This is a genomic window from Pseudomonas sp. W15Feb9B (assembly GCF_000828175.1).
GTDB lineage: Bacteria > Pseudomonadota > Gammaproteobacteria > Pseudomonadales > Pseudomonadaceae > Aquipseudomonas > Aquipseudomonas parakoreensis.
The window spans coordinates 1-26891 of sequence record NZ_JTKF01000039.1 but is presented as its reverse complement, the minus strand read 5'-3'; the positions used below and the strand labels follow the sequence as shown (position 1 = coordinate 26891).

At 60.7% G+C, this 26891-nt stretch carries 14 protein-coding genes and 1 riboswitch; of the genes, 6 read left to right on the top strand and 8 right to left on the bottom strand.

What is annotated here, in order from left to right; translation table 11 throughout:
• Positions 1 to 74: 74 nt before the first annotated feature.
• The gene (locus OC71_RS20000; protein WP_256198931.1) at positions 75 to 4841 is read left to right on the top strand and encodes an NEL-type E3 ubiquitin ligase domain-containing protein; all 4767 of its coding nucleotides are present in this window, start codon (positions 75 to 77) and stop codon (positions 4839 to 4841) included.
• 88 nt (positions 4842 to 4929) lie between these two features.
• Here OC71_RS20000 and OC71_RS19995 read toward each other — a convergent pair whose 3' ends face one another.
• Together OC71_RS19995 and OC71_RS19990 are read right to left on the bottom strand one after the other, a co-directional pair.
• Positions 4930 to 5424, bottom strand: coding sequence for a DUF934 domain-containing protein (locus tag OC71_RS19995; protein ID WP_041072696.1), 495 nt, complete (start codon positions 5422 to 5424; stop codon positions 4930 to 4932).
• A complete protein-coding gene (locus OC71_RS19990) occupies positions 5408 to 7066 on the bottom strand; it encodes a nitrite/sulfite reductase (RefSeq protein ID WP_041072694.1) in 1659 nt (552 codons plus the stop codon). The genes OC71_RS19995 and OC71_RS19990 overlap by 17 nt, the downstream gene beginning before the upstream one ends.
• Positions 7067 to 7590: 524 nt before the next feature.
• On the opposite strand from OC71_RS19990, the gene OC71_RS19985 reads away from it, so the two are divergent.
• The gene (locus OC71_RS19985; RefSeq protein WP_041072692.1) at positions 7591 to 8664 is read left to right on the top strand and encodes an ABC transporter substrate-binding protein; all 1074 of its coding nucleotides are present in this window, start codon (positions 7591 to 7593) and stop codon (positions 8662 to 8664) included.
• A gap of 6 nt (positions 8665 to 8670) precedes the next feature.
• Here OC71_RS19985 and OC71_RS19980 read toward each other — a convergent pair whose 3' ends face one another.
• A complete protein-coding gene (locus OC71_RS19980; protein ID WP_025112547.1) occupies positions 8671 to 8889 on the bottom strand; it encodes a DUF2970 domain-containing protein in 219 nt (72 codons plus the stop codon).
• A 177-nt stretch (positions 8890 to 9066) separates the two neighbouring features.
• On the opposite strand from OC71_RS19980, the gene OC71_RS19975 reads away from it, so the two are divergent.
• On the top strand, positions 9067 to 16083 hold the full coding sequence (locus tag OC71_RS19975; protein ID WP_041072689.1) for an NEL-type E3 ubiquitin ligase domain-containing protein: 7017 nt from the start codon (positions 9067 to 9069) through the stop codon (positions 16081 to 16083).
• 50 nt (positions 16084 to 16133) lie between these two features.
• Here OC71_RS19975 and metH read toward each other — a convergent pair whose 3' ends face one another.
• On the bottom strand, positions 16134 to 19844 hold the full coding sequence (gene metH, locus OC71_RS19970) for a methionine synthase (protein ID WP_041072687.1): 3711 nt from the start codon (positions 19842 to 19844) through the stop codon (positions 16134 to 16136).
• A 156-nt stretch (positions 19845 to 20000) separates the two neighbouring features.
• On the opposite strand from metH, the gene OC71_RS19965 reads away from it, so the two are divergent.
• The 3 genes from OC71_RS19965 to nfuA all read left to right on the top strand — a co-directional run bounded on the left by OC71_RS19965 (position 20001) and on the right by nfuA (position 24144).
• Positions 20001 to 22295 (top strand): fatty acid cis/trans isomerase, encoded by a 2295-nt coding sequence (locus OC71_RS19965; RefSeq protein WP_041072685.1) that lies wholly within the window; start codon positions 20001 to 20003, stop codon positions 22293 to 22295.
• A gap of 181 nt (positions 22296 to 22476) precedes the next feature.
• Complete coding sequence (locus OC71_RS19960) at positions 22477 to 23502, top strand: acyltransferase (protein WP_041072683.1); 1026 nt, start codon at positions 22477 to 22479, stop codon at positions 23500 to 23502.
• A gap of 57 nt (positions 23503 to 23559) precedes the next feature.
• Positions 23560 to 24144 carry a Fe-S biogenesis protein NfuA gene (nfuA, locus tag OC71_RS19955; RefSeq protein WP_003225494.1) on the top strand — a complete coding sequence of 195 codons (585 nt, stop codon included), beginning with the start codon at positions 23560 to 23562 and terminating at the stop codon, positions 24142 to 24144.
• 173 nt (positions 24145 to 24317) lie between these two features.
• Here the strand turns inward: nfuA and cobM are convergent, their stop codons facing one another.
• The 4 genes from cobM to OC71_RS19935 form a co-directional block, all read right to left on the bottom strand.
• Positions 24318 to 25064 (bottom strand): precorrin-4 C(11)-methyltransferase, encoded by a 747-nt coding sequence (gene cobM / locus OC71_RS19950; RefSeq protein ID WP_041072681.1) that lies wholly within the window; start codon positions 25062 to 25064, stop codon positions 24318 to 24320.
• 81 nt (positions 25065 to 25145) lie between these two features.
• Positions 25146 to 25559 (bottom strand): cobalamin biosynthesis protein, encoded by a 414-nt coding sequence (locus tag OC71_RS19945; RefSeq protein WP_041072679.1) that lies wholly within the window; start codon positions 25557 to 25559, stop codon positions 25146 to 25148.
• Positions 25556 to 26254: a CbtA family protein gene (locus tag OC71_RS19940; RefSeq protein ID WP_041072677.1), complete on the bottom strand. Its 699-nt coding sequence runs from the start codon at positions 26252 to 26254 to the stop codon at positions 25556 to 25558. The genes OC71_RS19945 and OC71_RS19940 overlap by 4 nt, the downstream gene beginning before the upstream one ends.
• An 11-nt stretch (positions 26255 to 26265) precedes the next feature.
• A complete protein-coding gene (locus OC71_RS19935) occupies positions 26266 to 26463 on the bottom strand; it encodes a CbtB domain-containing protein (protein ID WP_041072675.1) in 198 nt (65 codons plus the stop codon).
• Positions 26464 to 26585: 122 nt separating this feature from the next.
• Positions 26586 to 26808, bottom strand: a riboswitch (cobalamin riboswitch).
• Positions 26809 to 26891 lie beyond the last annotated feature (83 nt).

Below are 26891 nucleotides of genomic sequence, written 5' to 3'. Positions count from 1 at the left end.
TCATCATGTCCTCGTTACCCGATATAACTACGCCAGTCACGCCAACTTCAGAACAGAAAGGCCTCTTTTTTGATTTGATCAAAAAGAATGCACCGTCCTGGATATTGGCGGCTCCCGAGGCGTTGCGCCGTGAACTCTACGACAGCCTCATTGAAAGTCATCGCACGCGCAGTACCGCAGGCGAACTCCTGAACAAACTGCAGTCGCCCGAGCAGTTTTGCTCCCCCTTGCTGGCCAAGGCCATGTCCGACAAGCTGTCCATGCCACTGGACGTGTCCGGCGTGGTGTTTCAACACGTGCGTTCAACGTCGAGCCTGCTGGGACTGCGCAAAAAACTGGTGCTGCCGATCAATCGCGATCTGCTGGTCGCCGCGTGCGAGAACTTCGAACTCCGCGAAACCGAGGCGAATAATTACAGCGACACTTCACTGATCTATATCCCGCAGGAACTGAACGGTGGCGTGGCTTCGATATTGCCAATACAACCCCATGAGTTTGCGCGATTGTGCCGGACACTGGACCTGGGCAAGCAATATCAGACTCATCTTGAATCGGTATTTGAACTTAACGTCGAATCGAGCAATGTGCTTAGCCAGTGCGCTGCCCATGTGCGAAGTTGTTTTGATGTGGATCGGCATATTGCGCTGATGAGAAAACATATCAGCACGTCGGTTCATCAAATGTTGAAGTCCGTGAAGGACGGCGACAGCACGATCAAACTGGGGAAAAACACCCTGGGCTATCAGAGTCTGGAAATGTTCAACATGGCCCTGCATGGCCCACTGTTCATCGGACCTGTCAGTGAGCACGCCGACGATGATTATCGCTGTGTCGTTTACCTGCCGGGCGATCCGCTGCATCCGCTGAGAGAATATGCCTCGTTCACCGACTTTGAGGTCGAGTTGAGCAGACGCCTGAAAAAACCGGCGTTCAAGGCGTTTTTCATGGGTTTCCTGAAGATGAGCGAGCGCGCGGCCTTTCAACAGGAGCTGAACATTCGCTTGTACCCCGGTGGCAGTTCACTCCTGACGAGCACGGGCACCTACGTGACGTTGACGGGTGTCGATATCGAGGGCGATCCCTTTACCTGGATACACCGTCAGCAGGTTGCGCGGACCTTGGCCGACGCGCGGCTTCTGGTGGTTCCCACGGATGATGAAGACGAGAAAACCCGCCTCGCACGCCTGGAAACTTTCAAGGAAATCGGTATCAATCTGTTGCTGGTCGCGGCCTCGTTTTTGCCCGGAGTGGGTGAAGTGCTGTTGACGCTGGGCACTCTGCAGCTGCTGTCGCACGTGTATGAAGGCATCGCAAGTTGGACCCGTGGCGAGCAGGAGCAGGCCACGGATCACCTGTTCGATGTTATCGAAAACATCATTCTGATGGCTGCTTTCGCTGCCGGGACGAAAGCCATCGGGGCAGCCTATAGAACCGTCAGGTCGTCGGCCTTCATCGAACGTTTGATTGCGGTCAATCCGGGCGGTGGACGCTTGCGTCTGTGGAAGTCGGATCTCAACGCTTATCGTCAGCATCGGCGGTTGCCCAGAGGATTGCCCGTCGACGCCCGCGGACTGCGTTGGTTCGAGGGACAGGCTTACGTCACCCTCGACACCGTTCGGTACGCGGTGCATCAACAACCTGAAACCGAATTGTGGGAAGTGCTGCCTCCACCGGGCGCAGCAGAAGACTACCGTCCGTTGCTCGAAACCAATGACCGCGGCGCCTGGCGCCATGACTCGGAGCGGGTGCAGGAGTGGGGGCGGCTGACGTTGTTTCGTCGTTTCGGCTACGCCAGAGAAGCGATCCCGGACGCCGTGGCGACGCGTGTTCTGGCGGTCAGTGGGCTTGATGACAGCGTGTTGCGGCAGGTGCATATCGATCAGGTGCAGACCCCGGCACTGCTGGTCGATACCGTGCAGCGTTTCATGGCGGACGCTGCAGTCAGGGCGTTTATCGAACAGTTGCAGGCGCCGAGTGCTGCAGCGTTGGCCGATCCTGATCTGCAGTTGCATGTGCTCACCGCCGCCGTGAAATGGCCATCCGATAACGCAATCAGCGTGGTCAACGCGTTGGATTACCCAGTCAACCGTTACGGTTCGCAAACCGCCAGGAGCGTTATCCGGCTGACTGAGGACGCGTTGCACAAAGGTCAGTTACACCATTCGCTGCTGTCGAAGCTCTCGCGCAATCAGCGAGAAAGCCTGCTCGGCAACGCGTCGACAAACACTGAAGTGCAAGCACAGGAACTGGCGCGGATCATTGCCGAACAGGCTCAAACCGCGCGCCCCGATTTGTTCCGGCGGGTATACCAGCGTAGCCAAGTCCCAAGCCATCCCCGTGTCGCGGTACTGATGCAACACTTTTCCGAGCTGCCCGCCAGTGCCGCCGAAGAGTTGGTGAACAATGCGTTCAGTGGTGAATGGCGCGAGCTGGACGCGAAACGCGTGCCCTTGCGGCTGGCGGAGGAGGCGCGGCGTTATCAGCAGATGATCCGTGTCTGTCGCGCCTACGAAGGTTTGTACCTCGACGGGGCGGGAGGGCAGTACACCAATCGACTGGTGCTCGATGCACTCAAACACCTCCCGGGCTGGTCCGACGCTGCGTTCGTGCAAATACTCGAATGGACCGCGACCGATGATTCGGTAGCCGCAATTGGACCGGCGACAGCGAGCGAGCGCACGGTGGTCAGCGTGTTCGAGGATCGAATCAACGTTATCCAGGGCACCGACGCACCGCTTGTCACATTCACCAGGCGCACCCGTGAACACTATTTTCGGGCGCTCTGGATGGGGCTTTCGACACAGCGCAGGACGGCGCTGGGCGTACAGGCGGAAAAGGGTGCCGCCATGCTGCAGGAAAAAATTACCCGAGTGGCGCAGGAACGACGGACTATCTTCGCGCAGACCATTGGCGGGGGGCTCGGAGAGCTGTCACCCATGGGACTGGCCGAGCGTCCTGCCATTGTGTCGAGTGCGGCCTCCGGCGAAGTCACCAACGTCATGGTGCGCCGGGCCCTGGAGCTTTATCCGATGCACACCCCTGCGCAGATTCATCGCTTGCTCAACGCCTTGGGCACTAACGAAATCAAGGTGCTGATGAAGCTCGAAGCACTGCGGCTGGAGTTTTTCGCGCTCAGGGAAACCTTGAGTCGCTGGGTCAGCCGTCAGACTTGGCACCTGAGCGCCGATGGCACACGGCAGCCGACTTCCCGTGGCAGCAAGCTGCGCGCCATGCGCGCGATCATTCGCAGTTGGCGCAAGGAGCCGGGGAATGTGGCTGCAGACCAAAGTTTATATGGCACCTTACGGTTCGCGCCGGAGCCTTTGGGGGAGCTGCCGCCGGTGGTGGCCGATTTCAGCCACGTCGGGCGGGTCATCATGGACGGTGTAATGCCCGATGCCGGACTAGACGATTTTCTGCGCAACTTCAGCCAGTTGCGCAGTCTGTCGCTGAGCGACAATCAGCTCAGCCAGTTGCCCGAGTCGCTGGAGCGGATACGCTGGCTGACGCATCTTGACCTGAGCAGCAATCGCCTGCAGTCCTCTGAAGCATCGCTTGCTCAATTGGGGCGGATGAAAGACCTGCGGGTGCTGCACCTTGATTTCAACCCGAACCTGGCGCAGTTGCCCGATCTCGGTGGGCTGGCGCATCTTGAGCAGTTGACCGTGCGCGCAAACCGGATGACACACTGGCCACAGCGCCTGTCCGGGCTGCGTCGATTGCAGTTGCTGGATCTGCGCGACAACCGGATTGAAACCCTGCCAGCGCAGGCGTTCGACACTACCCAATTGCCGCAGATGATTCGCTTGCACGGTAATCCGTTGTCCTCCGACACGCTGAAAAACATCGCGACTTATCAGCAGACCTTCAGTGGTCGTTTCGGTGTGACGGCCATGGAGGGGCGCAAATCTCCACTGCAAACCGTGGCGCGGGAAGATCAAAGCGTGCAGTGGCTGGCTGGGGAAAGTGCCAGCGTGGCGTCGTCCCGGCGCGAGGTATGGGAGGCGCTGCGCGCGTTACCCGAGTCCACGGATTTCTTCCAAGTGCTGTTGCAACTGGTGCACACCGCAGAATTCACCCGCGTGTATCCGCATTTGCGTCAGCGTGTCTGGGATGTGGTGGACGCGGCTGCTGGCGATCAGCGCCTGCGCCGGTCATTATTCAGTGCGGCGCGCAGTGCCAGGGTCAGTGTCGACGGGTACAGCGCGTTGTTCAGCGAAATGGAAGTACTGGTCTTGTGTTTCCGTGCGAGGGCGGCAGCTACCGCCGGTGTGCAGGCGCTGGAAGAGCAACTGGTGAGTCTGCTCAGGGGCCTGTTCCGTTTGCACGAAGTGGAAAGCCTGGCGCTGGCGGACATCAGCGCACGTTTCCACACCGCGCCGATGGACTACGATCAGGCGTTGCAAGTCAGCCTGGCCTATCGGGTGGGTCTGGCGCAACGCTTGAACCTGCCGGCGCAGCCGCGAACGCTGAGCAGCCCCTTGACTGTCGAGGTGTCGCCGACCGTTCTGGATCAGGCCTTTCAACAGGTGCTCAAGACCGAGAGCAGCGGCGCGTTACGCGACTGGAGCATGGCGCAGACGTTCTGGGTCGAGTATCTGGAGTCGGCTCACGGTGATCGGTTTTCCGTGGTGAACGAACAGACGTCGCGGGCGATGGCGCAATTGGAAGGGCAGATCGAACTGACGCGCGAGGCGGCCTCGACGCAGATGAATGCGATCCTCGACAACTTCAGTAATCAGCGCCGGGAATTGATCGGGCAACTGACGGATCAGGCATTGGCACGCCACGCCGAACCTGACGTGTCAAAGGCCGCGACGGCTGAAATGATGGAGGCTTGATGAGGCGTCGCTTGCACGCAACGCTTGGCGTTAACGCCCGGAATGAACAACGCCTTGAGCCCGATTGCAGGCTCAAGGCGTTTTTCGATCAGCGACGACGGAACAGCGGCAGCGGTTCGTCGGTGGCGGCCTGATAAGTGACCGAGAAGTCCTTCAGGCTTTCCAGTGCTTCGTACGGGTCTTTGTCGGCGCGCAAGGCGAACGCGTCGAAACCGCAGCGGTGCATGTAGAACAACTGGTCACGCAGCACATCGCCAATCGCCCGCAGTTCGCCTTTGAAACCGTAACGGTCGCGCAGCAGGCGGGCGTTGGAGTAATTGCGGCCGTCGGTGAAGGCCGGGAAGTTCAGGGCAATCACCTGGAACTGCGCGACGTCGTCACCGATTTCCTCGGCTTCTTCATCGGCGTCCAGCCACACACCCAGTCCGCCGTCGCGGGCCTTGAGCATGCGGCTGTGTTCACGCCAAAGCTGCAAAGGAACGATCAGATCGTCGCAATTGCTGATGTCGTCGATGTTGAAATCTTTCGGCAGCAGGTGCCAGGTTTCGTCGACGACTTCGTTGTTCTTAATGATTCGCTGCATAGACGCGTTCCTTGAAGAGGTCGATGCCAATACGCTGGTAGGTGTCGATGAAGCGCTCGTCCTCGGTACGTTGTTCAACGTACACATCGATCAGCTTCGAGATCACGTCCGGCATGTCGTCCTGAGCAAAGGACGGGCCGAGAATCTTGCCCAGGCTCGCGTCACGGCTGGCGCTGCCACCGAGGGATACCTGGTAGAACTCTTCACCTTTCTTGTCCACTCCGAGAATGCCGATGTGACCGACGTGGTGGTGACCACAGGCGTTCATGCAGCCGGAGATGTTCAGGTCCAGCTCACCGATGTCGAACAGGTAATCCAGGTCGTCGAAACGGCGCTGGATCGATTCGGCGATCGGGATCGACTTGGCGTTGGCCAGCGAGCAGAAATCACCGCCCGGGCAGCAGATGATGTCGGTCAGCAGGCCGATGTTTGGCGTGGCGAAACCGCTTTCACGCAGTTCGCCCCACAGGGTGAACAACTGGCTCTGCTCGACGTCGGCCAGAATGATGTTCTGCTCGTGGGACGTGCGTAGCTGACCGAAACTGTAGCGCTCGGCCAGATCGGCGACGGCGTCCAGCTGCTTGTCGGTGATGTCGCCCGGCGCAACGCCGGTCGGCTTCAGCGACAGGGTTACGGCGACATAGCCCGGCTTCTTGTGCGCCAGGGTGTTGCGCGAGCGCCAGCGGGCGAAACCCGGATGCTCCTTGTCGAGTTCGGCCAGGGCCGCGGTCTGGTTCTCCAGCGCCTTGTAGTCCGGATCAACGAAGTGTTTGGCGACGCGATGCAGCTCGGCTTCGGTCAGTGTGGTCTGGCCGCCGCGCAGGTGCTCCATCTCGGCATCGACTTTTTGCGCGAAGACTTCGGGGGTCAGCGCCTTGACGAGGATCTTGATCCGCGCCTTGTATTTGTTGTCGCGACGGCCATAGCGGTTGTACACACGCAGGATGGCGTCGAGGTAGCTCAACAGGTCCTGCCACGGCAGGAACTCGTTGATGAAGGCGCCGACCACCGGAGTACGGCCCAGGCCACCGCCGACCAGTACACGGAAACCCAGTTCGCCGGCGGCGTTGTGGACCGGCTCCAGGCCGATGTCGTGAACTTCGATGGCGGCACGGTCAGCGGTCGAACCGTTGACGGCAATCTTGAATTTGCGTGGCAGGTAGGCGAATTCCGGGTGGAATGTAGTCCACTGACGGACGATTTCGCACCATGGGCGCGGGTCGATCACCTCATCGGCGGCGACACCGGCGAACTGGTCGGTGGTGACGTTGCGCAGGCAGTTGCCGCTGGTCTGGATCGCGTGCATTTGCACGGTGGCCAGTTCCGCGAGGATGTCCGGAATGTCTTCCACCGCCGGCCAGTTGAACTGCACGTTCTGCCGGGTACTGATGTGGGCGTAGCCCTTGTCGTAGTCACGGGCAATCTTCGCCATCATGCGCACCTGACGGGAAGTCAGTTGGCCGTAAGGCACCGCCACGCGCAACATCGGCGCAAAACGCTGGATGTACAGGCCATTTTGCAGGCGCAGGGGGCGGAATTCTTCTTCGCTCAGCTCACCTGCCAGATAGCGTCGGGTCTGATCACGGAACTGCTTGACGCGGTCCTCGATGATCCGCTGATCGTACTCGTCGTATACGTACATATAAGTCCTGTTCTCAGGCTTTGGGCTACTCGGAAAACGCTGCGTTTTCGCTTGCTGGAGTCCGATGGTGCCTCTGCAATTACGCGCGCACGGCCGCGCACTCCCTAACGGAGCCGGGGCAATATACCCGTTTGCAGTTATGCGCAAAAGTGATGTTTGAGTATATGTAAAGAACCAAATCGCCTAACGAGAATAGTTGTTGATTAACCCACATTTGTCGCGGGGACAATCATCGTCTTAACTGTGATCGAGTCTTTCTGCAATCACCGATAAAACCGACAAGAGGCGATGCAATGAGCAATCCGACCAAGGCAAAGAAAAGCGATAGCAGTGTCGATGCATGGGCCATTCTGTTCCTGATTATTCTGGTCGTAGGGACAGCGGTATTCTGGGTCAGCCATCAGTAAACGACCGATCCGGGTCCGCTTCCGACGATTGTCGGACAAAAAACGGGATCAGGCGTCAATAGCCGCTGATTCGGGGGCTATAATGCGCGGCCATTTTTCCTTGGGCCCGGGTCTTTCATGTTGAAGTTTTTCTGCCTCAGCCTCCTGCTGTTCGGTGCGGTTTTCGGATCCGCAGCCCGGGCCGAGTCGGTGCTGTTCCTCAACCCGGGTACGACTCAGGAAGCGTTCTGGGTCAGCTATTCGCAATTCATGCAAGCGGCGGCCCACGACCTTGGCGTCGATTTGCAGATCCTCTATTCCCGACGCCAGCCCGAACTCACCGTGGCCCAGGCCAGGATTGCCCTGCAGGGACCGAACCGTCCCGACTACCTGATGTTCGTCAACGAGCAGTACGTTGCACCACAGATCCTGCGCCTGGCGGAAGGCAGCGGGGTCAAGCTGTTCATGGTCAACGCGGTGCTGACCGCCGATCAGCAGGCGCTGGTCGGCGAGCGTGCCGATCGCATTGGCAGCCTGGTGCCCAATGATGAGGAGGGCGGCTACCTGATGATGAAAGAGTTGATTCGCTTGCATCCGCCAGTGGCGCGAGACGAGCCGATCGAGGTGTTGGCGTTTTCCGGCCTGAAGATCACGCCATCGGCGCAATTGCGCGAGCGCGGCATGCAGCGTGCCTTGGCCGAACATCCTCAGGTGCGCCTGCGACAACTGGTGTACAGCGGCTGGACACGGCAGCGCGCCTACGAACAGGCGCGGCAACTGGTCAGCCGGTATCCGAAGGTGTCACTGGTGTGGTCGGCGAATGACGAGATGGCGTTCGGCGCCATGCGCGCGTTTGCCGAAGCGGGCAAGGTGCCGGGCAAGGACGTGCTGTTCAGTGCGGTCAATACCTCATCCGAGGCGTTGCAGGCCGTGATCGATGGACGCCTGAGCGCACTGGTGGGCGGTCATTTCACCCTCGGTGGCTGGGCACTGGTGGAATTGCATGACTATGACCAGGGCGTCGACCTGGCCCGCTACGGCGGTCGCGATCGCCAGTTGCCGTTGCTGCAACTGATTGACAGGCATCAGGCCCGGCAGATTCTGGCCATGGGCTCGACACCGGGTTACGGGGTGAGCTTTCGCAAGCTGTCCGCCAAGGGGCGTCCGGCCTCGTATCGTTACCCGTTCGACCTGCAGACCCTGATGCACTGACAGCCCTCAGACCCCGGCGAAATGCAGCACCAGTTTGACGATGGCAAACAGGGTCAGGGCGAACACGGCGGTGAAGCCGATCCCCAGGATCACGAAATGGCTGGGCTTGCCATGGGTGAAGTCCCTTGCCCGATTTTTCCCGCTTTGCACGCCAAATGCCGCCGCCATCACGCTGTGCAGCATCTGCCAGAAGCTCGGTGGTTTGTTGTCGACTGGATCGTCCATAAATCCCCCGTCCGAAAGGCTGTCCCGACAGCATAGTCAATCCTGCCGGTTGTGCCGTGGTCGCACGGGGGATCCTGACGGGTCCTGACATAGGTCCAAGGTCATGCGATAACTATGTACCGCAGGTCACTGCGGCGGACATGGTGTTCTGTGCTCCCATTATTCAGGAGAGACAGGATGTCCCATCATTCCCCGACGTTGCCCCGTACACCCGTCAGCGCCAGCGTCCACGGCAGGTTGCTTGAGCATATGATCCCCGATTGGCTGATTGCCGCCTCGCCAGCCCGGCGAGCCGCGATGAAAGCGGTCAGCACCCGTCCACCGCCCGGCTATCACGAATTCCCGCAGGAACAGCAACAAGTCTTGAAAGACCAGGTCACGGCTGCCTTTGTCGCCCAGACCCGACTCGACAAGACCATGGCCGGCCTCGAAAGCGTCGAGGCATTTGCCCAAACATTGCTTGGCGAGGCACTCAAGGATCAGTTCAACGTCACGGTCGATCTCGGCAAGACCTTGTTGTGTCTCAGAAGGCCCCTCGAACTCGGAGTGCTGGAGGTGGAAGTGTCCACCTTCGAAGTGTTGAAACTGCCATTGCTGCAAGCGGCACTGCACAACTTCGAGGCCTGGGAGTGTGAAGCAGGGGCCTATCACGCCCAATCCGGTTTCGTGGTCGAGACAGCGACCCCCGGCGAGTTTCAGGCCGCAGAAATCGGCATCTCGGTCAGTCAGTTTCTGACGCTGTGTCGTTCACTCGACGTCGGTTCGCTTTATCAGACACGGATCAAAGCGTTTTTCGAGAACAACGACACCTTGCGTGGACAGTTCATTGCCAGTCAGAAAGCCGCGTTGCGTGCCGCCGCGCAATGGGCACTGCTGAAAAAGGACATCGAGCCTGCCGACTACCGGATGATTCTGTCGGTGGTGGACGGTCAGATCCACCCGCAACTTGGCGGCAAGGCCGTGTGGTTTCGCGATCTGAGCCTGATGAAGCGGCGGATGACCGGTTGCGTCGTGTTCAGCATCAGCGAGCGCTACCGCTACACCAACGAATTCATCGTCTACATTCCCCATGACCCGCAACACCCGCTCAAGCGTTACAGCAGCGCGCAGATGCGGGAGGTGTTCAAACGCAAATTCACGGCGACCGACACTACGGCTACCGGACAAGGACCGACCGCTTACCAGCAGTTTTTCAGTCAGTTCGTGGCCTACGCCGACCGCCCTTACTATTTCAGTCAGTTCACCCAAAAGGCTGCGGACGCCCCGAGTGACCCGTTGCATTCGATCTGGGTCAAGGTCGCACAGCTGATACCGCCGCTGTCCACTATCGTGCAGATCAAGGAGTTGCCACCCGAAGTCCCCGGCAAGCGCGAGCCGCACCCTGACCCGTATCTCGACCCGTTTGCCATCACGCGCCAGGACGTTGCCGGGATCTGGGGCGCCAACACCGATTTGTGGCAATACCTTTACGAACAGCACCGGGCCAAATTCATCGCCGACGCGCGCGCCCATGCCGTCTCGACGGCGGATGTCGATGCCCGGGTCCGCGCAGCCAAACTCAGTCATTTGCTCGAACTCGGCATGCTGGGGTTGAACATGGTGTCGATGTTCGTACCGGTGCTGGGCGAGATCATGATGACCGTGATGGCGGGGCAACTGCTCTACGAGTCCTTCGAAGGCGCCATCGAATGGTCGGAAGGCGATCGTCAGGCTGCCAAGGCGCATCTGGTCGATGTGGCGCAGAACCTGGCGCTGATTGGCGTAATGGGCGCTGTGGGCAAGGGCGTAAGCCGACTGCGCGCGGCCTCCGCCGAACCCGTGATCGAGCACCTGCAACCGGTCGAGCGGCCCGACGGCTCGGTTCGCCTGTGGAAACCCGACCTCGATGCCTACGCCAGCGACATTGTCCTGCCTGCGACTGCCGGGCCCGACGCGCAAGGTGTGTATCGGTTCGACGGCAAGACGTTCATTCGCCAGCAGGGCAAGCTCTATCAGACGCACTACGATGAGAACCTGAATAACTGGCGCATCCTCCACCCGCAGGATCCGGCGGCGTATCAACCGATCCTCGAGCACAATCGACTGGGCGCCTGGCGCCACACCCACGAGCGGCCGCTGCACTGGGATCGACTGACCTTGCTGCGGCGCATCGGTCACTCGACTGACGCATTTTCGGATGAGCAATTGCTCGAAATCGCCGACCTCAGTGGTGTCAGTGATGATGCCCTGCGCCAGATGCACCTCGATCACCAGCCGGCGCCACTGGCCCTGGCCGATACCTTGCGCTTGTATGAGGCGAATCAGCAGGTCGGGCGTTTGATCGATCAGGTCGAACGAGGAACCAGGCTTGACGATTCGTACCTGCTGACGCTGCCCATGCTTACGCAAATGCCGCGCTGGCCGAGCGGGCAGATGCTGGAAGTCTTCGACGGACCGCAGTTGTCCGGGCCCAGCCGTCTGTTCGGCGCGCAGTCAGGTGCAATCGAGGGCCCGACGCGTGCGCCGATCCGGATCACCCGCGCCGACGTGCTCGACGGCCAACTGCCTGAGCGCATTCTGGCAACGCTGGATGAGCCGCAAACCGTTTGGCTGCTGGGTGCCGAGCCGGCGCGGGTCATGGAATCCCGGCCGCTGGAGTTGCGCAAACAGATCGCCGATTACCTGCGAAACCGGCAGCCGGCGATGTTCGACCGGCTGTATGACGAACCCGCGTTGAACGACCCGCGAATCGCCAGGCTACAAGCCGCCACGCCGGGGCTGGGCAGTTCGGCGGCAATCCGTGTGTTGCTCGAGGCGAACGCCGAGGAACTGACGCGTCTGCAGAACGGTGGGCGGGTACCGTTGCGGCTGCTGGAGATCTCCCGTGAATATGCCCGGCAGCGGCGCTTCAACCATGCGATTGCCGGTCTGCACATGGAAAATTCGGCCGGCGGCGACAGCCAATGGCTGGCCTTGCGCGCTTTGGAGCGGCTGCCGGGCTGGTCGGACGAAGTGCGTCTGGAAGTACGCGAAGGCAGTGTCGACGGGCCGTTGATCGACAGCATCGGCAGCGAAAGCGCCAGTAAGACCCAGTATCTGGTCAAGCGCGGGCCGGTCTATCAGGCGTACAACGCGCACGGGGAAGCGCTCAACGGCGTCCCGCGCCGCGGGGACAACTTTTTTGCCTCGGTCCTCCATGCGTTGCCCGATCAGACGCGACAGGCTCTGGGCTTTGCCGAGGTTTCGCGTAGAGCCGGACTGCGCCGGGCACTGATCGAGTATGCGGCCCGCCATCGCACCGAACTGGCTCGGCTGGCGAGCAGGCGCCATGGCCACAAGCAACGCTTCAAGGCGCCGGTGCGGGTGCGCCAGCATGGCCTGGGTTATTACGCCAGCGGTCGCGGCGAAGGCGTGAACCCGCTGCTGGTGACGCGCGTGCAGGACGTGTATCCGGCGCTCACCGATCAGCAGGCGGGCGGGTTCATCCTCAAGCAATTGGCCGCCGGGCGGACTGACGCGCAGATCTACGAGATGTTGCAACGGCGCCTGCGTGAATGGCAGGCGCTCGAATCGACACTGGCGCAATGGGAAGGTGTGCCTTCCCCGGAGCCGACGCTGCAATCGATGATCGGCGGCAAATCCAGCGTCGTGCGCAGCCTCAAGCAGAGCTGGCGCCATGCGCCGCTGGCCGAGACTCAGGCGAGTGCCGCACGCCTCGATCTGACGTGCGACGAGCCGTTGCCGGAGCTGACGGCAGATTTCTCGCATGTGCGTGACCTGCGCATCAGAGGGCGTTGCATCACCGATGCCAACGGCGATGCACTGTTGAGCCGTTTCCCCAGGCTCAAGGCGCTGCGCATCAATGGCACCGCAGAAACATTTACCAACGTGCCGACGGTGCTGCAGAACATGCCGGAACTGACTGACCTGACGCTCTACGGCGCGATGCCCTATGCCGCCGACATGCCGGCACGCCTGGCTCAATTGACCCGACTTGAAGCATTGAGTGTCAGTACCTCGAGTTACCAGTCACTGGCGTTCGACGTCAGCGGCATGCGCAATTTGCGCAGCCTGGACATCGTCGCCTATTCATTGTTCGACTGGCCTGCGGGTGCGCTGGAGTTACCGGCCCTGGAGCGTCTGAACCTCAGGGATACAAGCATCAGCACCGTGCCTGCCGAGCTGCTGCAGGGGCATGAAAAACTCTGGTCGGGGCTGTCGCTGGACTGGTCAAGATTTTCCCGGGAAAACTTCGCTGGCGTGTACGAATACGTCAAAACCTTGCCGGAACACCTGATCGATCGCGAGACGATGGTCAGGGATTATTGTCGCGGCGAGTTGCGGCGCCTGGGCGAGGGTGTGCATCAATCCACCGAGGGCATATTCCATCGTTTCTTTGAGCAATGGCCGGATGAGCAACAGCGCTTCACCGCCATCAATGCCTTGAGCGATCAATATGCTGCGCTGGAACGTGAACTCAGTCAGTGGCAGCAGCGCCTGGTGGTGTCGGCAGAGTCGCTGTCCGAACTGATCGCGCGATCAAACCTGGCGCATGTTCTCAAAGCCAGTTGGCGCAACGGACTGTTCAAGCGCTATGGCGCAACGATCAGCGCCTCGACCGTGGATTTGTCGGGGTTGAGGCTCAGCGAACTTCCGGTGTTGCCGGCAGACGCCTTTGCGCATGTACGCACGCTGCTGTTCAATGGCCAGCGGGTTGCCGGTGCGCAGATGCGCAATTTCATCAGCGCATTCAGCGAAGTCCGGACCCTTGATCTGAGTAACAATGCCTTGCACGAATGGCCGATCGAGTCGCAGCGCCTTTCGCGCCTGATGCACCTGGACCTCGCCGACAATCTGTTGACCGACAGTTCGCGCCTGCAGAGCGGATTGAGTGAATTGCCTGCGCTCGAACAACTGAATCTGCGCAACAATCCGTTGAGCGATTTGAACGTCGGCAGTCTGCAGCGCTTGAAGGCCCTCGACCTGCAGCGCACGCACCTGCAACACTGGCCGGCAGGCGCAGAAGGCTTGCCGCAACTGTCGTGGCTGGACCTGCGCGAGACCCGTATCAGCACGCTGCCACCTGCCGTGCTCGAGAGCACCTCACTGCTCAACACCAACCTGACCGGCGCGCCCCTGACCGCAGCGGCGTCGGCGCAGCTGCGTTCGGCGCAACTGCGGCTCGAACACGAATTGGGCCTTCCTGCCGGCGCGCTGGAGGCATTTGCCCGGGAACCGGTGCCAGCGACGTTTCCCCCAGCGGAGAACGGTTTGACCGTGGCCCGCCAGTTGCTGCCGTTGACGCCAGCACCTGTCAGTACCGGACTGGCACGCATGCGCCAGAATCTGCAGCGGTTGCAGCCGGCCTTTAGCGATGAACAAGCCATGCAAGTGATCGAGACGCTGCGTAACGATGGCGCGACCGATGTGCAGATCGAGGAGCGGATCACGGGCTGGAGTCAGACATTCGAAACCCTCGTTCGCCGACTCAACGGCTGGCTGTATACCCGGGAAACCCGTGGAGCCGACTGGGTCATCTCCTCGCAGTCGCGCAGCCTCGCGGCGTGGCGCATCCTCACCTGCTGGCGTGCCAGGTTAGCGGTTGCCGGGGGCGATGCGGTTCTGGATCTCAACGGCCTGCAATTGGGCGATCTACCGGCGCTGCCCGAGGATTTCGGGCATGTCGGCAGCCTGGACCTGACAGGCACTCGGGTGACGACCGAGGGCAGCGACGGGTTTCTCAAGTCGTTCACCCACCTGCATCATCTGACCCTTAATGGCAATGCGCTGACAGCGCTGCCGGATGGCGTCCGGCAAATGCCGCAGCTGGAGCGACTCGAGCTTTCCAGCAACCACTTCAGCGACACCGAGCACCTGTATGCCGCGCTGTCCGGTCTGGAGCATCTGCAAGCTCTGGACCTGAGCTACAACTACCTCGATGCGTTCGACGTCAGCTATTTCGAGCATTTGCAACGTCTGGATCTGCGCAACAACAACCTGGCCGAATGGCCGGCCGGTGCGCTGGATGCGCAGCACCTGCTGACACTGAACCTCAGTCGCAATGACATCACCGCTATCCCCGAAGAGGCGCTGGACGGTCAGCACGATGAGCTGATGGACGGCACCGACCTGACTGACAACTACAACCTGTCGCAGGAGTCCCTCGAAAGGCTCAGGGCCTATCAGACGGCGGGTAACCGCCAGCGAGTGCTCGGTTTCTCGAGTTCCGAACTGGAGGAAATGGCTGACGACGTTGCCGGCGGGCTCAGCGAAACCACGGACAGCATCGAGTCGGACGAATCCCTCCCGGACGAACAGTCCCATGCGCAACAGAAGACGCCGTGGCTGGCGAATTTGCTGCCGGAGCAGGCGTCTGCCCGAGACCGGCTGTGGGATCAACTGGCTGCGGAACCGGACAGCGGGGCATTCTTCCATTTGCTTGACCGATTGCAGGACACCCAGGAGTTTCGCGTGGCCAATGCCGACCTGACCCGACGGGTCTGGAGAGTCATGGAGGCTGCCGCCGCCGACAGTGAGCTGCGCGAGGTGATTTTCGCCGGCTCGGCCACCCATGGAACGTGCGTGGACGGGCGAATCCTCACCTTCAGTGGTCTGGAGAGCAAGGTCTTTACCTACAACGCTTTGCTCGATTTGCCGGCCGGTCGCCCGGGAATTCGTGGCGAGGCCTTGTTGTCCCTGTCGCGCCAACTGTTCCGGCTGGACAAGGTCGATGAACTGGCAAAGGCAGCGGCCGCGCGCAGTGGTTTTGACGAAGCCGAAGTCCGTCTCGGTTACCGGATCGGTCTGACCGGTGGCTGGGAGGATGGACTGGAGTTGCCCGGACAGCCGAAAAACATGAAATTTGCCTCCGGTGTAACGCCTCAGCAGTTGTTCGATGCGCGGGCCGAGGTGGTTAACGCGGAACACTCCGACCGGTTTCTGGAGGATCTGATCCAGCGCGATTACTGGCTGGATTACCTCAAGGAGCAGCAGCCCGAAGCGTTCAGGCAAATGGATGAAGTGCAGCTGATGGAGGAGGGCGAGGACGACGGTCTAAGTGCTGACGACCCGCTTTATCTGAGCCGGTTGTTTGATCAGGCAGCGGCGCGCAATGCCAGGCTCATCGAATTGACGCGACAGGAGATTGAACGGATCGGTTTGTCTGCCGACAAGGCACAGATGCCCGGCTCCTCCGGGCAATGGTCAGGCGCGTAAAATCTGGTGAACGGTCACTCCCCGGCCGATCCGCGGAGTGACCGTTGCGCTTATTCGTCGTAACCGAGGTTCGGCGCCAGCCAGCGCTCGGTCACGCTCAGTTCCTGACCTTTGCGCGAGGTGTAGCTCTGCACCTGATCCTTGTCGACCTTGCCCACGGCAAAGTATTGCGCCTGCGGGTGCGCGAAGTACCAGCCGCTGACCGCGGCTGCCGGGAACATCGCATAGTGTTCGGTCAGGAATACGCCGCTGCGGCCCGCGCGCATTTCGCTGGCCTCAGGATCGAGCAGGGTGAACAGCGTGGCCTTTTCAGTGTGATCCGGGCACGCCGGGTAACCCGGTGCCGGACGGATACCGGAGTACTGCTCTTTGATCAGTGCTTCGTTGTCCAGCACTTCGTCCTTGGCATAACCCCAGTGTTCTTTACGCACTTGCTGGTGCAGCCATTCGGCGCAAGCTTCCGCCAGACGGTCGGCGAGGGCTTTGACCATGATCGAGTTGTAGTCGTCGCCGGCGTCCTGATAAGCCTTGGCCACTTCTTCGGCGCCGATGCCGGCGGTGGTGATGAACCCCCCGACGTAGTCGGTCACTTCGCTGTCTTTCGGCGCGACGAAGTCGGCCAGCGAGAAGTTCGGCTTGCCGTCGGTCTTGATGATCTGTTGACGCAGGTGATGCAGGCGCGCCATGGGCTTGCCGTCATCGCCGTACAGCTCGATGTCGTCATCATGCACCTGATTGGCCGGCCAGAAACCGAACACCGCACGGGCGCTGATCAGCTTCTCGTCGATCAGCTTGGTGAGCATTTCACGCGCATCCTTGTACAGCGCGGTGGCGGCTTCACCGACCACTTCGTCTTCGAGGATGCGCGGAAACTTGCCGGCCAGGTCCCAGGAGATGAAGAACGGCGTCCAGTCGATGTATTCGGCCAGCACGTTGAGGTCGATGTTGTCCAGCACGCGGGTGCCGGTGAAGGTCGGTTTGACCGGCGTGTAGTTGGCCCAGTCGAACTGTGGCTTTTTGGCGATCGCCGCCGCGTAGCTCAGACGCTCGGTACGGGCGCTGCGGTTGGCGGTGCGCTCACGCACATCGACGTAATCGGCGCGGGTTTTCTCGACGAATCCGGCCTTGAGTTCTTTGGACAGCAACTGCGTCGCGACACCGACCGCACGCGAGGCGTCGGTCACGTAGACCACTGCGTCGTTGCTGTACTTCGGCTCGATCTTCACGGCGGTGTGCGCCTTGGAGGTGGTCGCGCCACCGATCATCAGCGGCAGATGGAAATCCTGACGCTGCATTTCCCGGGCAACGTGGACCATCTCGTCCAGCGACGGGGTGATCAGACCGGACAGACCGATGATGTCGCACTTTTCTTCCTTGGCCACCTGGAGGATTTTCTCCGCCGGAACCATCACGCCGAGGTCGACGATGTCGTAGCCGTTGCAACCCAGCACCACGCCGACGATGTTCTTGCCGATGTCGTGCACGTCGCCTTTTACCGTGGCCATCAGGATCTTGCCCTTGGCTTCCGGCTTGTCGCCTTTTTCCAGTTCGATGAATGGGATCAAATGCGCCACGGCTTGCTTCATCACGCGGGCGGATTTCACCACTTGCGGCAGGAACATTTTGCCGGCGCCGAACAGGTCGCCGACGATGTTCATGCCGGACATCAGCGGGCCTTCGATGACTTCGATCGGGCGGGCAAATGACTGGCGCGACTCTTCGGTGTCTTCGACGATGTGGGTGGTGATGCCCTTGACCAGCGCGTGCTCCAGACGCTTGTTGACGTCCCAGCTGCGCCACTCTTCGGTCTCGGCTTCCTTGACACTGCCGTCGCCCTTGTACTTGTCGGCGATGGCGAGGAGGGCGTCGGTGCCTTCCGGCGTGCGGTTGAGGATCACGTCTTCGACGGCGTCGCGCAGTTCCTGCGGGATCTGGTCGTAGATCTCCAGCTGACCGGCGTTGACGATACCCATGGTCAGGCCGGCGCGGATCGCGTACAGCAGAAACACCGAGTGGATCGCCTCACGCACCGGGTTGTTGCCCCGGAACGAGAACGACACGTTGGACACGCCGCCGGAGCTCAGCGCATAGGGCAGCTCGTCGCGGATGTAGGCACAGGCGTTGATGAAGTCCACAGCGTAATTGTTGTGTTCTTCGATACCGGTGGCCACGGCGAAGATGTTCGGGTCGAAAATGATGTCTTCCGGCGGGAAGCCGACGTCGTTGACCAGAATGTCGTAGGAGCGTTTGCAGATCTCTTTCTTGCGCGCTTCGGTGTCGGCCTGGCCGGCTTCGTCGAAGGCCATGACCACCACCGCAGCGCCGTAGCGTTTGCACAGCTTGGCGTGATGGATGAACTGCTCGACGCCTTCTTTCATGCTGATCGAGTTGACGATGCCCTTGCCCTGAATGCACTTCAGGCCGGCTTCGATCACTTCCCATTTCGACGAGTCGATCATGATCGGCACGCGAGAGATGTCCGGCTCGCCGGCGATCAGATTGAGGAAGGTCACCATGGCCTTCTTCGAATCGAGCATCCCTTCGTCCATGTTGATGTCGATCACCTGGGCGCCGGCCTCGACCTGCTGCAGGGCGACTTCCAGGGCTTCGGTGTAGTTGTCTTCACGGATCAGACGGGCGAACTTCGCGGAGCCGGTGATGTTGGTGCGCTCGCCGACGTTGACGAACAGCGAGCTGCGATCGATGGTGAACGGCTCCAGACCCGAGAGGCGGCAGGCCTTGGGAATATCCGGAATCTGCCGCGGCGCGTAACCGGCGACGGCTTTGGCGATGGCTTCGATGTGGCCCGGAGTGGTGCCGCAGCAACCGCCGACGATGTTAAGGAAACCGCTTTGGGCGAATTCTTCGATGACCTTGGCGGTGTCCACCGGCAATTCGTCGTACTCGCCGAACTCGTTCGGCAAACCGGCGTTCGGGTGCGCGGAAACGTGGGTGCTGGCCTTGTTCGACAGCTCTTCCAGGTACGGACGCAGTTCACGGGCGCCGAGCGCGCAGTTGAGGCCGACCGAGATTGGCTTGGCGTGGGCCACGGAGTTCCAGAACGCTTCGGTGGTCTGGCCCGACAGGGTGCGGCCGGACGCATCGGTGATGGTCCCGGAAATCATGATCGGCAGTTCGATGTGCAGCTCTTCGAAGACGCCTTGCACGGCGAAGATCGCGGCTTTGGCGTTGAGCGTGTCAAAAATGGTTTCGATCAGGATCAGATCGACGCCGCCCTCGATCAGGCCCTTGGTGGCCTCGGTGTAGTTCTCCACCAGTTCATCGAAGGTGACATTGCGGTAGCCGGGGTTGTTCACGTCTGGCGACAGCGAGCAGGTGCGGCTGGTCGGGCCGAGCACGCCGGCGACGAAACGCGGCTTGTCCGGGTTCTCGGCGGTCTTGGCGTCGGCCACCTTGCGCGCCAGGCGCGCGCCTTCTACGTTTAATTCGTACGCCAGTTCTTCCATGCCGTAGTCAGCCATGGAAATGCGCGTGGCGTTGAAGGTGTTGGTTTCCAGAATGTCGGCGCCGGCATCCAGATAGGCCTTTTCGATGCCGCCGATCACGTCCGGACGGGTAATCACCAACAGGTCGTTGTTGCCCTTGACGTCGCTCGGCCAGTCGGCGAAGCGTTTGCCGCGATAATCCTGCTCTTCGAGCTTGTAGCTCTGGATCATCGTGCCCATGCCGCCGTCGAGAATCAGGATGCGCTCTTTGAGGGCTTGCTTGAGAGCTTGAAGGCGGACGCTGCGATCGGACATTGGGACTACTCGAAAAGACCATGACGAAGGGCCGGGATCATAACAAACCTGTGCGCTTTTGGAGCACGTGCTGCTTTTGCATGAATATCGTTCATGTTGGTACGAGCGTCATACTGTAGAATCGCGGGCGTTTTTTTCACGATCGGGATCATGGGCATGTCGTACCGCGTCATCAGCATTTTCTTGCTGTTCTTAAGCTGGGGCGCCATTGCGCAGGAACCCGCGATCTCACCTTCTATTTCATATACGCGTGACATCCAGCCGATCTTCACCGAGAAGTGTGTGGCCTGCCACGCCTGCTACGACTCGGCGTGCCAGCTCAATCTGGGCAGCGGCGAAGGCGCAGGGCGGGGCGCAAGCAAGATGCCGGTCTACGACGGCGAACGCACTCAGGCGGCGCCGACCACGCGGCTGTTCTACGACGCCTTCGGCAAACGTGCCTGGCAGCAGAAGGGCTTTTATTCGGTACTCGATGCCCAGGGCAGCCAGGCGGCGTTGATGGCGCGGATGCTGGAACTGGGCCACAAAACCCCGCTGACCCCGAATGCCAAGCTGCCGGAAGACATCGTCCTCGGCCTGCAACGGGAAAACATGTGCGCGATGCCCGCCGAGTTTGACGGCTATGCCGGCGCCCACCCGAAAGAAGGCATGCCGCTGGCGGTGACCGGGCTGACCGATCAGCAATACCAGACCCTGCAACGCTGGCTGGCGTCCGGTGCGCCGATCGACGAGCAGGGGCTGGCGCCGAGCGCCAAGGAAGCGCTGCAAATCGTGCAGTGGGAAAACCTGCTCAACACCCCGGGCGCGCGGCAGAGTCTGGTCGGGCGCTGGTTGTTCGAACACTGGTTCCTCGCCCATATCTATTTCAAGGACGGCGAGCCGGGCCACTACTTCCAGTGGGTGCGTTCGCGCACGCCGACCGGGCAGCCGATCGACCTGATCGCCACCCGACGCCCGAATGACGACCCGGGCACTCAGGTGTATTACCGCCTGTGGCCAGTGCAAGGAGTGATCGTGCATAAGACCCACATCACCTATCCGCTGAGCGCGGCGAAGATGGCGCGGGTCAAGAGCCTGTTCTACAGCGGCAACTGGCAAGTCAACGCGCTACCGGGGTACGGGCCGCAGAGCCGGGCCAACCCGTTCGCCACGTTCGAAGCGATTCCGGCGCAGGCGCGGTACCAGTTCATGCTCGACAATGCCGAATACTTCGTCCGCACCTTCATTCGCGGGCCGGTGTGCCGTGGGCAGATTGCGACGGATGTGATCCGCGATAACTTCTGGGCGCTGTTCCAGGCCCCGGAACACGATCTGTACATCACCGACCCCAACTATCGCGGCCAGGCCACGCCGTTGCTGGCAATGCCGGGGCAGAACGACGACGTCGGCAGTGTCCTGAGCCTGTGGCACAACTACCGCAACAAGCGCAACGAATACGAAGCCCTGCGCCGCGACAGCTACGCTGACCAGCCGGCGCCGAGCTGGTCGACCCTGTGGGCCGGCAACGACAACGCGCTGCTGAGCATTTTCCGCCACTTCGACAGCGCTTCGGTGACCAAAGGCCTGATCGGCGAAGTGCCGCAAACGATGTGGCTGTTCGACTATCCGCTGCTGGAACGCACCTATTACCAGTTGGCGGTCAACTTCGATGTGTTCGGCAACGTCTCCCATCAGGCGCAGACCCGCCTGTATTTCGACCTGATCCGCAACGGCGCCGAACAGAACTTCCTGCGTCTGATGCCGGCCGATTCCCGTGAGGACTACCTCGACGATTGGTATCAGAGCAGCGGTCAGTTCAAGATGTGGCTCGACTACGAGGCCATCGATGATGACAAGCCGACCGGGTTGAAACTCGATCCGAAGGATCCGAAGTACGACTTCGCCATGCAACTGCTGGCACGCTACGGCGACCTCAATGCGCGGCCGGATCCGATCAACCGCTGTGACGGCGCCTACTGCTCGCGGCCGAACATCGATCCGGCGTTGCAGAACGCCGAACAGGCGCTGAGCCGCCTGACGTCACGACCGGCCGCCGGTCTGAAGGTCATCGACCAATTGCCGGAGGCCACCCTGCTGCGCATCGAAACCCGCAGCGGCAAACGCGAGGTCTACAGCTTGCTGCGCAACCGTGCGCACAGCAACGTGGCGTTTCTGTTGGGCGAATCCCTGCGCTATCAGCCAGGGCTCGACACCTTGACCATTTATCCAGGTGTGCTCAGCAGTTACCCGAACTTCATGTTCAATATTCCGGCCGCGCAAGTCCCGGAGTTTGTCGATGCCATGGAGAATGCCAAGGATGCCGATCGTTTCGAGAAAATCGTCGAACGCTGGGGGATTCGCCGCAGTCATCCGCAATTCTGGTTCTATTTCCACGACCTGAGCCAATACATCCACGAAACCGAACCGGTGGAAGAGGGCGTGCTGGACATGAACCGCTACGAGAATCTTTGATCGTTGAGATCGACCTGCTGTCCCAACTCCAAGCAACACCGCAAAGCCCCTGTAGGAGCTGCCGAGTGCAACGAGGCTGCGATCTTTTGATTCTTTAACAACAAAGATCAAAAGATCGCAGCGTGCCGCAGCTCCTACAGGGGGCCGGAGGTGATTCAGGAATTGTGCACGGGAGCCGATCATGTTGATTTCAGTGCAGGCCCTGCGCGCGCTTGCCGCGTGGACCGTGGTCTGCCACCACTTCATGCAGATTTTTTTCGACTTCAAGGCGCGCGGCCCGGTCGGGCAGTTCTTCATTGATAAAGGCGCAGTCGGCGTCGATGTCTTCTTCGTCATCAGCGGGCTGGTGATTTTCTTGTCTACCGAAAGCAAAACGCTGCCTCCGGCGCGGTTTCTGCTGTATCGGCTGTCGCGCATCGTCCCGGCATACTGGCTGTACACGCTGCTGATGGCGTTGCTGGTGGTGTTCGCCCGGCCGCTGTTGCCGGATCAGACGGTGGATTGGGCGCATTTCCTCGCGTCGCTGTTATTCATTCCTGCGCAAAACCCCGGCGGCTACGGGATTTATCCGACGCTGAATGTCGGCTGGACGCTCAACTACGAAATGCTCTTCTATGTGTTGTTTGCATGCGCGCTGGTGTTCCGCTGGCAGGTGCGTTTACTGGTGGTCGCCGCATTGCTGTTTTCGGCGTGTCAGGCGTTCGGCTGGCTCAACGAGTTTTACCGTGCGGACATCGTCTACGAGTTTTTGCTGGGGATCGGTATCGGCGTGCTGTATCGCCGGGGCTGGATTGGCGCCGGCCTGTGGCTGCCGCTGTTGGCGATGGGCGCTGCGATGATGGCGATCTATCACCTGGCACCGGCGCCAAGGTTATTGAACTGGGGCGTGCCGAGCGCAGTACTGGTGATGGCGTGCATGGCACTGGAGCGCTACGTCGAGCGCAATCGGGTGATGAAATGGCTCGGTGACTGTTCCTATTCGGTGTATCTGATGCACGTGTTGGTACTGTCGGTTGGTAGTTTTATCGCGCGACGCTACGGAATCAACCCGTATCTGATGTTCATCGTCTGCGCTGTGGCTATCGCTGTGGGGTCATGGTTGAGCTACGAATGGGTAGAAAAACGCAGCTATCAGTGGCTTAAAGCGCGGATCGATGGTGAACCGCTGCGCGTACCGGTCGAGAATCTTTCCCGACAAAAATACTAGGACTTTGTCCGGCGCAATGATTGGCGTAAACTGCGCCCAAGCCTGCGAGGAGTTTCCATGACCGCTATTACCATTACCGACGCCGCCCACGATTACCTGGCCGATCTGCTCTCCAAGCAGAACACACCAGGCATCGGCATCCGCGTCTTCATCACCCAGCCTGGCACCCAGTACGCCGAAACCTGCATTGCCTATTGCAAGCCGGGCGAAGAAAAACCTGAAGATACCGCGCTGGGGCTGAAAAGCTTCACCGCCTATATCGACTCGTTCAGTGAAGCGTTTCTTGATGACGCCGTCGTCGACTACGCCACCGACCGCATGGGCGGTCAACTGACCATCAAGGCGCCAAACGCCAAAGTCCCGATGGTCAACGCCGACAGCCCGGTCAACGAGCGCATCAACTACTACCTGCAAACCGAAATCAACCCGGGGCTGGCCAGCCACGGCGGTCAGGTCAGCCTGATCGATGTGGTCGAGGACGGCATTGCCGTGCTGCAGTTCGGCGGCGGCTGCCAGGGCTGCGGCCAGGCCGACGTGACCCTGAAGGAAGGCATCGAGCGCACCTTGCTCGAGCGTATTCCAGAGCTCAAGGGTGTGCGCGACGTGACCGACCACACGCAGAAAGAAAACGCCTACTACTGAGTAAGGTGTTCACTGCGAACATGAAAAACGGCGCTGTGGCGAGGGAGCTTGCTCCCGCCTGACTGCGAAGCAGTCACAAATCGGACAATGCATTTACCCGTGATGAATGGGTTGTCCGGTTTTGGGATCTCTCCGCGATCCGGCGGGAGCAAGCTCCCTCGCCACAATTGCTTTCAGGGCCTGTAGAGGTGTGCATGCCCTGCGCGATACAGCGACGATTCGCTAAACACCTCACTCCCCAACACCCGTCCAACCAGAATCAACGCCGTACGCCGAAACCCCTTGGCCGCAACCTTCTCGGCAATATCTTCCAGCGTCCCCACCACCCAATCCTGATCCGGCCATGTCGCCCGGTGAATCACCGCAATCGGGCAATCCGCGCCGTAATGCGGCAGCAGTTCAGCGATGATCTTCTGCAGATGATTGACCCCCAGATGAATCGCCATGGTCGCGCCATGCTGCGCCAGACTGCTCAACTCCTCACCCGCCGGCATCGCGGTCTTGTCCGCATAGCGGGTCAGAATTACGCTCTGCGACACGTCCGGCAGTGTCAGTTCCGCGCCTAGCAAGGCTGCACAGGCGGCGGTGGCGGTGACGCCGGGGATGATTTCGAACGGAATATTCAACTCGCGCAGATAACGAATCTGCTCGCCAATCGCGCCATACAGGCTCGGATCACCCGAGTGCACCCGCGCCACGTCCTGGCCATTGCCGTGGGCGGTTGTGATCAGTTCAATGATCTGCTCCAGATGCAATTCGGCGCTGTTGACCACCGTTTCCGCCTGATGTCCCTCGAGCACGGCGGCCGGTACCAGCGAGCCTGCGTAGATGATCACCGGGCAGCTGCGGATCAGCCGCTGGCCTTTGACGGTGATCAATTCCGGGTCGCCGGGGCCGGCGCCGATGAAGTAGACGGTCATGAAGAAATCCTGTGAAAAACGGGGCAGGGCAACGCTTCAGATGAAGATTGCTCATGATCAAACAGGGGGATTATCGGGAATTTACGCAGCGCCGGCCAATGCCAGTGTCGCCTGAGCGTATTTCTGCCGGGAAATCAGCAGCTTTGCCGGTGCCTGAATCAACTGCTCGGCCAGGGCCAGGGCGGCACTTTCCGCCACACCGTAGCAACCGGTGCGCTCGTAGGCGATCTGCGAATGGTGGCTCAGGCGTTGCTGATAACTGGCCAGTTCGTCGCTGCTGAAATACAACAGCGGCAGCGCCAGTTGACTGGCCAGTTCCTGCAGGCCGGGTTCATCGCGTTTAAGATCGATGCTGGCCAAGGCCTTGACCGCTTCAAGTTCTATACGATGCGCCTGCAACGCCTGATCGAGTAACGCGCGCAGCGTGCTGACCGGGCAGCCGCGCTGGCAGCCCAGGCCGACCACAAAGGTCGGCGCTGCGCGGTCATCGGTCATGCGTGGTACTGACCATCGCTTTTGCGACGGAACAACCAGGCGCTGATCAGGCCCAAGGCCAGCCAGAACGCCACGTTGGTCAACTGCGAAGCGATTTTGAACTGGGCTTCCAGCGCTTGCGGAGCGAGCATCGAATGCACTTCCGGTTGCGGCGCGCCGATCACATGCGGCACGGCGAGGATCGCCACGCCCAGCAGCTTCATCAGCCAGTGACGGCTGAACACGATGAGAGCCAGGCCGACTGCGGTGGAAGCGGCGGTGCCGATCCACCAGGTCTGTCGCGACGCCAGATCGGCGGCAGCGGTGCCCGGCAGTTCAGGCGGCAGGCCGAGGGTCGGCGCGAGGACGAAGGTCGCGTAACCGGCCAGGCCCCAGAGTAGGCCCTGCGAAGTTTTGGTCGGTGCACGCAGGGTGTACAGGCCGGCGAGCATCAGCGCGAAACCGACCGCTACCACCAGATTGCCGCCGGTGGTCGAGACCACACGCTGCCAGCCGTCTTCCGGCTCCCAGGCTTCGGCGTCATGGGTGTGTGCGGCTGTACCGGCGGCGTGTTCGTGAACGGCCACCGGTTCGGATTTTTCGAAGGTTTCAGCCTGCAGAATCAGTGGCGAGACCCAGAAGCTTTGCAGCAACGTCAGCAGCAGGGCGGCCAGCAGGCCGGTGAAGCCTGCGGTTTGCGCGATACGCTTGATCATGTCGGCAGGTCTCAGTGGCACGGGAACGCGGCGCTGTGGCGGGTATCGTGAGCGGCGTTGTGCACCGCTTCGATGTGCGAGAAACCGGCGAAATAAACGAGGCCTGCACCCAGGATCGACGCGAAGATCGCGGCGGTCAGGCGTTGGCTCAAGGTGGCGGTGCTGGAGATTGTGTCGGTGTTGCTGCCGGTGCTGCTGATGATCGACATGGCGCTTCCCTCTGGAGTGTCAGCGGGTGATATAGAGCGCATGGAAACCCCTGCGAGTCGGGCACGCAGAGGTTCGAACAGCGCCCGCCCACCGCGGGTTTGTTATGTTCAGCGACGCAAAATGCGCGCTGTGTGTTGCGGGCCGGTCTCCGGGCTCACGAGGGGTTGGCATCAGGCCGACCTGCAAGCATCACCTTCCCATGCCGCAATGGCACAGTGGATTCGACGCTTCGCTCGCTTACCGTTGCGGGGGCAGCACCGGACTGACATGGCTTTGAGTAAAGCACATGATTCACCGGTTTCCCGTTTCACCCTGTGAAGGGCACCCGTAACAAGTTGTGTAGGAGAGCATGGGTTGGGGAAACTAGTCAATTTTGTGGGTGGATCCGTTGCTGCGGTTACGGCCACTTAGGGTTCCGCCCTTACGG

Coding starts and splice junctions, on each gene's coding strand:
- OC71_RS19995 (WP_041072696.1), bottom strand. CDS start 5,424: ATGCAGCGAATCATTAAGAACAACGAAGTCGTCGACGAAACCTGGCAC.
- OC71_RS19990 (WP_041072694.1), bottom strand. CDS start 7,066: ATGTACGTATACGACGAGTACGATCAGCGGATCATCGAGGACCGCGTC.
- OC71_RS19985 (WP_041072692.1), top strand. CDS start 7,591: ATGTTGAAGTTTTTCTGCCTCAGCCTCCTGCTGTTCGGTGCGGTTTTC.
- OC71_RS19980 (WP_025112547.1), bottom strand. CDS start 8,889: ATGGACGATCCAGTCGACAACAAACCACCGAGCTTCTGGCAGATGCTG.
- OC71_RS19975 (WP_041072689.1), top strand. CDS start 9,067: ATGTCCCATCATTCCCCGACGTTGCCCCGTACACCCGTCAGCGCCAGC.
- metH (WP_041072687.1), bottom strand. CDS start 19,844: ATGTCCGATCGCAGCGTCCGCCTTCAAGCTCTCAAGCAAGCCCTCAAA.
- OC71_RS19965 (WP_041072685.1), top strand. CDS start 20,001: ATGTCGTACCGCGTCATCAGCATTTTCTTGCTGTTCTTAAGCTGGGGC.
- OC71_RS19960 (WP_041072683.1), top strand. CDS start 22,477: ATGTTGATTTCAGTGCAGGCCCTGCGCGCGCTTGCCGCGTGGACCGTG.
- nfuA (WP_003225494.1), top strand. CDS start 23,560: ATGACCGCTATTACCATTACCGACGCCGCCCACGATTACCTGGCCGAT.
- cobM (WP_041072681.1), bottom strand. CDS start 25,064: ATGACCGTCTACTTCATCGGCGCCGGCCCCGGCGACCCGGAATTGATC.
- OC71_RS19945 (WP_041072679.1), bottom strand. CDS start 25,559: ATGACCGATGACCGCGCAGCGCCGACCTTTGTGGTCGGCCTGGGCTGC.
- OC71_RS19940 (WP_041072677.1), bottom strand. CDS start 26,254: ATGATCAAGCGTATCGCGCAAACCGCAGGCTTCACCGGCCTGCTGGCC.
- OC71_RS19935 (WP_041072675.1), bottom strand. CDS start 26,463: ATGTCGATCATCAGCAGCACCGGCAGCAACACCGACACAATCTCCAGC.